This window comes from Methylobacterium sp. J-048, from assembly GCF_022829515.1.
Lineage (GTDB): Bacteria > Pseudomonadota > Alphaproteobacteria > Rhizobiales > Beijerinckiaceae > Methylobacterium.
On the sequence record NZ_JAKSYL010000213.1, the window covers coordinates 1 to 8939 of the forward strand.

At 68.9% G+C, this 8939-nt stretch carries 9 protein-coding genes, 2 tRNA genes and 1 pseudogene; 3 read left to right on the forward strand and 9 right to left on the reverse strand.

Features of this window, described 5'->3' with window-relative positions:
- Positions 1-335, forward strand: a pseudogene (locus tag MKL09_RS20845) (integrase core domain-containing protein); the annotation flags it as partial.
- Here MKL09_RS20845 and MKL09_RS20850 read toward each other — a convergent pair.
- The 8 genes from MKL09_RS20850 to MKL09_RS20885 form a co-directional block, all read right to left on the reverse strand.
- The gene (locus tag MKL09_RS20850) at positions 303-1070 is read right to left on the reverse strand and encodes a DUF6538 domain-containing protein (protein WP_244023307.1); all 768 of its coding nucleotides are present in this window, start codon (positions 1068-1070) and stop codon (positions 303-305) included. The pseudogene MKL09_RS20845 and the gene MKL09_RS20850 overlap by 33 nt on opposite strands.
- A gap of 80 nt (positions 1071-1150) precedes the next feature.
- A tRNA-Thr gene (locus MKL09_RS20855) sits at positions 1151-1225 on the reverse strand.
- Positions 1226-1320: 95 nt separating this feature from the next.
- Positions 1321-1701 (reverse strand): hypothetical protein, encoded by a 381-nt coding sequence (locus tag MKL09_RS20860; protein WP_244023309.1) that lies wholly within the window; start codon positions 1699-1701, stop codon positions 1321-1323.
- Between the two features lie 60 nt (positions 1702-1761).
- Positions 1762-2055 carry a hypothetical protein gene (locus MKL09_RS20865; protein WP_244023311.1) on the reverse strand — a complete coding sequence of 98 codons (294 nt, stop codon included), beginning with the start codon at positions 2053-2055 and terminating at the stop codon, positions 1762-1764.
- Between the two features lie 124 nt (positions 2056-2179).
- Complete coding sequence (locus MKL09_RS20870) at positions 2180-2545, reverse strand: response regulator (protein WP_007567202.1); 366 nt, start codon at positions 2543-2545, stop codon at positions 2180-2182.
- A 184-nt stretch (positions 2546-2729) separates the two neighbouring features.
- Entirely contained in the window at positions 2730-3299 is a 570-nt protein-coding gene (gene hpt, locus MKL09_RS20875; RefSeq protein WP_244023313.1) for a hypoxanthine phosphoribosyltransferase, read from the reverse strand.
- A gap of 111 nt (positions 3300-3410) precedes the next feature.
- Positions 3411-4487: a tartrate dehydrogenase gene (locus tag MKL09_RS20880; RefSeq protein ID WP_244023315.1), complete on the reverse strand. Its 1077-nt coding sequence runs from the start codon at positions 4485-4487 to the stop codon at positions 3411-3413.
- A 200-nt stretch (positions 4488-4687) separates the two neighbouring features.
- A tRNA-His gene (locus tag MKL09_RS20885) sits at positions 4688-4764 on the reverse strand.
- 149 nt (positions 4765-4913) lie between these two features.
- Between MKL09_RS20885 and MKL09_RS20890 the strand changes: the two genes are divergently transcribed.
- Both MKL09_RS20890 and MKL09_RS20895 read left to right on the forward strand, forming a co-directional pair.
- Positions 4914-6857, forward strand: a complete 1944-nt coding sequence (locus tag MKL09_RS20890) for a chloride channel protein (protein ID WP_244023317.1) — start codon at positions 4914-4916, stop codon at positions 6855-6857.
- 101 nt (positions 6858-6958) lie between these two features.
- On the forward strand, positions 6959-8050 hold the full coding sequence (locus MKL09_RS20895; RefSeq protein ID WP_244023319.1) for a tartrate dehydrogenase: 1092 nt from the start codon (positions 6959-6961) through the stop codon (positions 8048-8050).
- A gap of 180 nt (positions 8051-8230) precedes the next feature.
- Here MKL09_RS20895 and MKL09_RS20900 read toward each other — a convergent pair.
- On the reverse strand, positions 8231-8939 hold a 709-nt coding region (locus tag MKL09_RS20900; protein ID WP_279606028.1), incomplete at its 5' end, for a transketolase C-terminal domain-containing protein.

Genomic DNA, 8939 nt, shown 5'->3' on the forward strand with positions numbered 1-8939 from the left:
CGAAGGCTGTTCAAGCTTGGGTCACCGGCGTCAGAGCAAAGGCGGCTTACCGCACTCCGGGCTCACCGTGAGAGAATGGCTACGTCGAAAGCTGCAACGCGCGCCTTCGCGACGAACTGCTCAACGGTGATATCTTCTACACACTCAAGGAGGCGCAGATCGTGATCGAAAGCTGGAGACGTCACAACAACACCGTACACCCGCACGCCTCACTAGGATACCGGCCGCCGGCACCAGAAGTGTTCATGCCAGCCTTCACCGCTTGGCCGGCTGCGCTCGCCCGACCAGCTCCGCCGGCCAAGCTACCCATAGTGGAGCGGCCTACCGCGCACTAACTTTAACCTTGGACCACCCTGTGGGGGCCGATCATTGTTGCCCCGCGACTGCATCACCTCCACAAGCTTATGGGCGTGGTCTCTGCGACAATCGGCTAACGAGAGGTCCCCAACGGTCGTGTAGACTTGAGCAAACACTCGCTCCGCATCCGCCTTGAATTTGGGCTTCTGCCCCCTGGGATGAAGCTTGAGGTAGATTTCTAGGGCATCACTCAGGCGTGGCTCAGGGATCGTCTCGCCCTCCTTAAGGAGCCGAACGGCCTCACGTTCTGCGGGAGTCCAGAGGTCTTCTACGTCCATCCGGTCGCTGTAAGGGCCGTGGCGTGCATCGACGTAGGCTTGCCCGTACCGCCGCTGGAAGTAGCCATCCAAGGTCTCGGTTGGGTCCTCCCACATCTCAAGCTTACGGCCCAACATGCCAGGGGTGAGGTTGAGCGCCACCAGAAGCAGCTTGGCTGCCTCACGGACATCCGAGGTGGGACCACCTGTCTCCTCTCCACCCTTCAGCGTGGCCCAGAGGATGTCATCTGCCTTTGCCATCTTGGCAGCCGCCGCGGCCGCAACCTTCGGGTCACGGGTCTTGAGGCTCCTGCGGATCTGGGGCTTGCCGCCATGGTGGGGCTGGGCGTGCTTCGGGATGCGGCGGATATACCAGAGCGAGCCATCGCCCTTGAAGTCATGCACGTAGCGGGTCGTCACCACCAGCCACCCCAGATCGAGGAACTTCCGAGCCATGGGTACACCCAGAGTTACACCTGGGACGACCCTAAGAGGCCCTTAAGCTCCTCTATCTTCGACATAAAATCAAGATGACTTGGTGCCGGTGGAGAGGATCGAACTCCCGACCTTCGGTTTACAAAACCGCTGCACTACCGCTGTGCTACACCGGCCCGCGACACGCTTGCTATCAGTCGCGGTCCCGCCGCTCAAGCCGGGCCGGGCGATGATGTGAGGTGTCGGATGCGCGGGCCGGCGCCCGGGGGCGCTAGCGCCCCGAGTTGCGGACCAGGGCCTTCAGGCGCTGGTCCGCCCGGTCGATGCGCTCGGCGATGCCGCGGCGGATGCAGCGGTCGACCGAGTCGCCGGCGTAGAAGCCGACCGTCTTGTCCTGGTGCCGGCAGGCCTGGATCGGGGGCCAGGCGACGACGGCCGCCACGACCAGCAGCACGACCAGGGCATCGACGACGAGCCAGCCCTTCCAGCCGAGGCGGAAGCCGCCCCGGCCGAGGTTCCGCGGGCCCGGCCGGCGGCCCTGCCGGCTCTCCGGCTCGGTGCCGAGCCGCGCCATGCGGGCGTGGAACTGGGCCTCCTCGACCGCGTCGGAGGCGGCGCCGGAGGACGATGACGGGCGGGGCCGGCTGGACATGGCGGGAACTCGCAAGGATCGGCGCGGAGCGGGACACGGCGGGCTTCTTGCCCGGTCGCCTCAGTCGATCAGCCGTTTCAGGAGGGCGAAGTTGTCCTGCATCGACAGGACGTTGCCGATCATCTCGCTGCGCGCGCAGGCGCCCGCGCCGACGAGGCCAAGCCAGCCCGCAGCGGCGGGGCGCGCGCTGCAATCGGCGAAGCTGCCGTAGAGGAACATCGCCACGGGCAGTGCGAAGACCGCGAGCTTCACAAGCCCGATCATCCGCCCGAACAGGCTCCTGCGGGGACGCCGCGGCTCATCCCAGTCGTCGTCCCAATCCGCCTCGGGGGCGTCCCTGTCTCGACGGTCCATCGCGCTGTCGTGTCCGGCCGGAGCAAAAGTCTCCGGATAAACTGACACGCTTTCGTGAAGCGTCGCCTAAAAGGGATGTTTAAAGGCTGCTGAACCCATCTTCCGTTCGCCAATACACGTCGCGTCAGGCGGCGAGCGCCCGTCTCACGGTGGCGCGCAGATCCGCCAGGGAGAACGGCTTGGTCAGCACGTCGGTGACGATCGCGTCGAGCCCGCGGGCGCGCTCCCGCTGGTCGGCGAAGCCGGTCATCAGCAGGATGGTCAGGTCCGGGAAGTCGCGCTTGGCAGCGAGCGCCAGGGCGATGCCGTCCATGAGCGGCATGCGGATGTCGGTCAGCATCAGGTCGAACCCACCATCGGCCTCGTTGAGCCGGTCGAGCCCGTCGCTGCCGTCGTTGGCGGTCACGACGGCGTGGCCGTCGATCTCCAGCCCCCGCTTGAGGAAGCCGCGGACGGTCTCTTCGTCATCCACGAGGAGGATGCGCGCCATGGGGTTCCGTGAACGTTCCTGATCCCGGGCCTGATTCCGAGGGCGTCCCGCCAGGATGAGACTTCAGGCCTGTTTATGGATAACAGATCACGAACGGAACCGTTGCCCTGTCAAGTCACGCGGCGGGAAAACAATCGCATCGCTGGGCGCCGCGGCGAAAATGCCGCGCCGGATCGCGGGCGGGTCAGGCCTCGTCGAACAGGTCCGGGGCGCCGCTGTCGAAATCGACCACACCCACGAAGGGCAACTGGCGGAAGGCGTGGGCCGCATCCATTCCGTAGCCGACAACGAACACATCCGGGCAGGTGAAGCCGACGAAATCGGCGTCGATCGTCACGGCGCGCTTGCCCGGCTTCTCCAGCAGCACCGCGGTGAGCACCCGCTTGGCGCCCCGGGCCATGAGCAGGTCCTTGGCGAACACCACGGTCCGGCCGGATTCGAGGATGTCGTCCACCAGCAGCACGTCCCGCCCGCGCACCTCGCTCTGCACGTCGCGCAGGATCTCGACCTGTCCGGTGGAGACCGTGCCGGTGCGGTAGCTCGACAGGTGGACGAACTCCACCTGCGGCGAGAGCCCGACCCGGTGCAGGGCCCGGAGCAGGTCGGCGGCGAACATGAAGCTGCCCTTGAGCACTGCGACGACCAGAAGATCCTCCGGGTTCGCCGACAGGATCTCCTGCGCCAACTCGGTGTTGCGCTTGGCGATCGCCGCCTCGTCGAACAGGGTGCGGACGCGCCGCTCGGGGATGCTCATCTGACGGGTCCCGGGAGTTTCTTGTTTGTGCGGGCTCGCCGCCGCGATCGAGACCGATCTTAACGCCCAGGACCCGCCGGGGGAACTCCGGATCGAGCCGGCGGCCTGCCGTCAGCCGTTGTCGCCGCGGATCGCCGCGATCACCGCCTCCGTGACCGCGCGGGTGGTGGCCGTGCCGCCGAGATCGGGCGTGTGCAGGGCGGGATCGGCGGTGACGCGCTCGACCGCGCGCATCAGCCGGTCGGCGGCGGGCTTTTCGCCCAGATGCTCCAGCATCTGGCAGGCGGTCCAGAAGGTGCCGACCGGGTTGGCGATGCCCTTGCCGGTGATGTCGAAAGCCGAGCCGTGGATCGGCTCGAACATCGAGGGAAACCGGCGCTCGGGGTTGATGTTGGCGGTGGGCGCGATGCCCAGCGACCCGGCCAGGGCGGCCGCCAGATCCGACAGGATGTCGGCGTGCAGGTTGGTCGCCACGATCGTGTCGAGGGTCTGGGGCTTCATGGTCATGCGCATGGTCATGGCGTCGACCAGCATCTTGTCCCAGCTCACGTCCGGGAAGTCGGCCGCGACCTCGGCCGCGATCTCGTCCCACATTACCATGGCGTGGCGCTGGGCGTTCGATTTGGTGACCACCGTGAGCAGCTTGCGCGGGCGTGTGCGCGCCAGCTCGAACGCGTAGCGGATGATGCGCTCGACGCCGGAGCGGGTCATCATCGAGACGTCGGTGGCGACCTCGTTGGCATGGCCCTGGTGCACCCGGCCGCCGACGCCGGCATACTCGCCCTCCGAATTCTCGCGCACGATCACCCAGTCGAGCTCCGGCCCGGTGACGTGGCGCAGCGGGCTGGTGATGCCGGGCAGGATCCGGGTCGGCCGGACGTTGGCGTATTGGTCGAAGGGCTGGCAGATCGCGAGCCGCAGGCCCCAGAGGGTGATGTGGTCGGGCACGTCCGGAGCGCCCACCGCGCCGAAGAAGATCGCGTCGTGATCCTTGATCCGCGCCAGCCCATCCGCGGGCATCATCACGCCGTGAGCCTTGTAGTAGTCCGAGCCCCAGTCGAACGGGTCGAAGGCGAAGCGGAAGCCACCCTCGCGCTCGGCGAGGGCGTCGAGCACTTCGATGCCGGCGGCGATGACCTCCTTGCCGATCCCGTCCCCCGGGATGGCGGCGATGCGGTACTGCTTCATGGGCGGTCTCCCTGATGTTGACCCCACGCCCGTCGAGGGGCGTCGGTATCCCGGCAGGATGGCACACGGCCGCCGCTCTGCCGACACCAGTCCGTGGTCTGCGGTTCCGCGGGTGGGGCCTGCTCGTGCCGCTCAAGAGATCCGGAAACGCAAAAGGGGTCGGCGATCCGCCAACCCCTTGCGCTGTCGAGTTGAATGAATGGTACCACCGCCCCGGCTCGAACGGGGGACCCCCAGATCCACAATCTGGTGCTCTAACCAACTGAGCTACGGCGGCACTGGCGGGCGGTGTATCGTGGGCCGCGGCAGTTTTCAAGGCGATCCGTGCAGGCTGATGCAGGGTCGGTGGACGCAGGGTGGATTCGCTCCATAAGGGGACGACGAAACCGTAGGTCGGCCAGGGCGAATCGGGGGTAGGGGTCGAGTGTGAGCGCGCGAGAGCCGGCGCCGGCCGCGACCGGGACCCCGGATTCGGTCCAGGCCTCCGAGACGAGGGCGGTTGCCCGGCCGGCCCGGAAACCTGCGCGGTCTGGCAACCGCCCCCGCGGGCGCTGGAGCCGCTCCCGGATCCTCCTGGCGCCCGGGCGGCTGCGCAGCCTCGTCCGGCGCAGCGAGGGCGGTCTCGTCCTGCTGGCGACCCTGGTGGGGTGCGTGGCCGGGCTGGCGGTCTCGGCCATGACCTGGGTGACGCAGGCCCTGCGCGAGGCGCTGTACCACCTGCCGGCGGGAACGCGGCTCAGCGCCGCCGACGCCGTGGCGCCGCCGCTCCTGCTGATCGGTCCCTGTCTCGGCGGTGCGCTGCTCGGGCTGCTGATCGTCGCGGCGAACTACGTCCGCGGCCCGCGCAAGCGCCCGGCCATCGACCCGATCGAGGCGAACGCCCTGCATGGCGGCCGGATGTCCCTGCGCGACAGCCTCTACCTCGCCCTCCAGAACGTGATCTCGAACGGCTCTGGCGCCTCGGTGGGGTTGGAGGCCGGCTATACGCAGCTCGCCTCCGGCCTCGCCTCGCGGCTGGGCATCGCCTTCGAGGTGCGCCGGGGCGACCTGCGGACCCTGGTCGGGTGCGGGGCGGCCGGCGCCATCGCGGCGGGGTTCGGGGCGCCGCTGGCCGGGGCGTTCTACGCGTTCGAGCTGATCATCGGCACCTACACGATCGCCACCCTGGCGCCGGTGGTGGTCGCGGCGCTCTGCGGCAACCTCGTCTCCCGGGCGCTGATCCACACGCAGCCGCTGGTCGATCTCGGCAACATGCAGGCGGTCACGACCTCGCACATCACCAGCCTGGAGATCCTGCCGAGCCTCGCCCTCGGGCTGATCTGCGCGCTGCTCGGCATCCTGATCATGCGCGGCGTCACCCTGGTCGAGCGGCTGGTCCAGGCCTCCGGCCTGCCGCGGGCGGCCGGGCCCGCCTTCGGGGGGCTGTGCGTCGGAGCCCTGGCGCTCATCGCGACGCCGCAGGTGCTCTCGGGCGGCCACGGCGCCCTGCACATGCACTTCGCCGCCGAGGGGCAGGGCCACGGAGCCGCGGTCCTGGCCGGGCTGTTCGCCGCCAAGGCGACGGCGACGGCGATCTCGATCGGATCCGGGTTCCGCGGCGGCCTGTTCTTCGCCTCGCTGTTCCTCGGGGCGATCGCCGGCAAGCTGTTCGCTGTCGTGGCGCCGGATCTCCTGCCCGCGATGGCGGGTTTCGGCCTCACGCCCCTGGCCTACGCGGTGATCGGCATGAGCGCGCTCGCGGTGGCGATCATCGGCGGCCCGCTGACCATGACGTTCCTGGCGCTGGAGATCACCGGCAGCCTGCCGATCACCGGACTCGTGCTGGCGGCGGTGCTCGCGTCCTCGCTGACCGTCCGGAAAATCTTCGGCTATTCCTTCGCCACCTGGCGCTTCCACCTGCGCGGCGAGAGCATCCGCAGCCCGCACGATGTCGGCTGGATCCGCTCGCTGACCGTGGGCCGGCTGATGCGCCGGGACGTCCCCACCGCGGCTTTGGACACGCCGCTGCCGACCTTCCTGCGCGCCCATCCGCTCGGCTCGCCCTCCCGGGTGATCGCCGTGGATGACCAGGGCCGCTATGCCGGGATCGTCAACGTCCCCGAGGCGCATGCCGCCGCCCGGGACGCCGAGGCCGGCGCGGCGCCGGTGCTGGCCGACCTCCTGCACCACAGCGACCTGTTCCTGACGCCCGAGATGAACGCCAAGGACGCGGCCGCCACCTTCGACCGCAGCGAGAGCGAGGCGCTCGCGGTGGTCCAGAGCGCCGAGAGCCGCCAGGTCCTGGGGCTCCTCACGGAGAGCCACACGCTCAAGCGCTACAGCGAGGAGTTGGACCGTCAGCGCCGGGCCATGGCGGGCGAATCGACTTGATTGTCAGTCAGGGGTGTTGACCGCGTGGGCGCGTTCAACACCCTGGCACCGGACAACCCAGGGCCGGCAGGCGGCCCGTGACGCGACACCCGTGAGGATCCATGGCCGGTCAAGACAGCAGCTCCCAGCGCCGCTACCGCATCGCGGTGATCCCGGGCGACGGCATCGGCAAGGAGGTCGTGCCCGAGGGCGTGCGCGTGCTCGAGCAGGCGGCCAAGCGGCACGGCTTCGCGCTCCAGCTCGACTGGTTCGATTTCGCGAGCTGCGACTATTACGAGCAGCACGGCCGGATGATGCCGGAGGACTGGAAGCCGCAGATCGAAAAACACGACGCGATCTATTTCGGCGCCGTGGGCATGCCGGAGCGGGTGCCCGATCATATCTCCCTGTGGGGCTCGCTGATCCTGTTCCGGCGGGAATTCGACCAGTACGCCAACCTGCGCCCGGTGCGTCTGATGCCCGGGGTGAAGTGCCCGCTCGCCGACCGCAAGCCCGGCGACATCGACTTCTGGGTGGTCCGGGAGAACACCGAGGGCGAGTACTCGAACGCCGGCGGCCGGATGTTCGCCGGCACCGACCGGGAATTCGCCCTGCAGGAGACGATCATGACCCGCCACGGGGTCGACCGGATCCTGAAATTCGCCTTCGATCTGGCCCAGACCCGACCGAAGAAGCACCTGACCTCGGCCACGAAGTCGAACGGCATCTCGATCACCATGCCGTACTGGGACGAGCGCGTGAAGGCCGTGGCCGAAGGCTATCCGGACGTGCGGTGGGACCAGTACCACATCGACATCCTGACCGCGCATTTCGTGCTCAACCCGGACCGGTTCGACGTGGTGGTCGCCTCGAACCTGTTCGGCGACATCCTGTCGGATCTGGGCCCCGCCTGCACGGGTACGATCGGCATCGCGCCGTCCGGCAACATCAACCCGGAGCGGGTACACCCCTCGGTGTTCGAGCCGGTCCACGGCTCGGCCCCCGACATCGCGGGCCAGGGCATCGCCAACCCGATCGGCCAGATCTGGTCGGGCGCGATGATGCTGGAGCATCTCGGCGAGCACGAAGCCGCCCGGGAGATCGTGAGCGGGATCGAGCGCGTGCTGTCCGAGCGGACGCTGCGCACGCGCGACCTGGGCGGCAATGCCGACACGCAGGCCTGCGGGAAAGCCGTGGCGGAGGCATTGGGGTAGGGGCGGTCGGTCCCCGCAACCTCCCATCAACCCCCCTCATCCTGAGGAGCCCGTGCCAGCGGGCCTCGAAGGAGCCCTCCAGGGATCGCGAGACCGCTGGAGGGCTCCTTCGAGGGCTACGCTGCGCTTCGCCGCCTCAGGATGAGGCAATTGGGTTGGACCGTCGTCGCGTTCAAAAAATCAGCGCGGGCGGCGGTGGACGCTCACGACGTTGCTCGCCTGCTCGACCTGGCCGGAAGCGGCCGGCAGGGTAGCGAGCGCGGTCTTGACGATGGTGGCGGCGTCGAGACCGGCCTCGGCGTACATCTTCTCCGGGCTGTCGTGGTCCTGGTAGGTGTCCGGCAGCGTCAGCGTCCGGACCCGCACCCGGCCCGCGTCCAGCGCGCCCTGCTCCGACAACAGGTGCAGCACCATCGCCCCGAACCCGCCGCGCGAGCCCTCCTCGATGGTGATCAGCACCTCGTGGCTCTGCGCCAGATCCAGGATCAGCGCCTCGTCCAGAGGCTTGGCGAAGCGCGCATCCGCTACCGTCACGGCCACACCCTGCTCCGACAGCGCATCCGCCGCCTTCAGCGCCTCGGACAGCCGCGTGCCGAGGCTGAGGATCGCCACCCGCGCCTCCGGGTCCCGGCGGACCACCCGGCCCTTGCCGATCGCCAGCACTTCGCCCCGCTCCGGCAGCTCGACGCCGACGCCCTCGCCGCGCGGGTAGCGCAGCGCGATCGGGCCGCTGTCATGGGCATGCGCCGTCGCCACCATGTGCACCAGTTCGGCCTCGTCGGACGCCGCCATCACGGTCATGTTCGGCAGGCAGCACAGATACGCCAGATCGAACGCCCCGGCATGCGTCGCCCCGTCGGCGCCGACCAAGCCGGCCCGGTCCAGACAG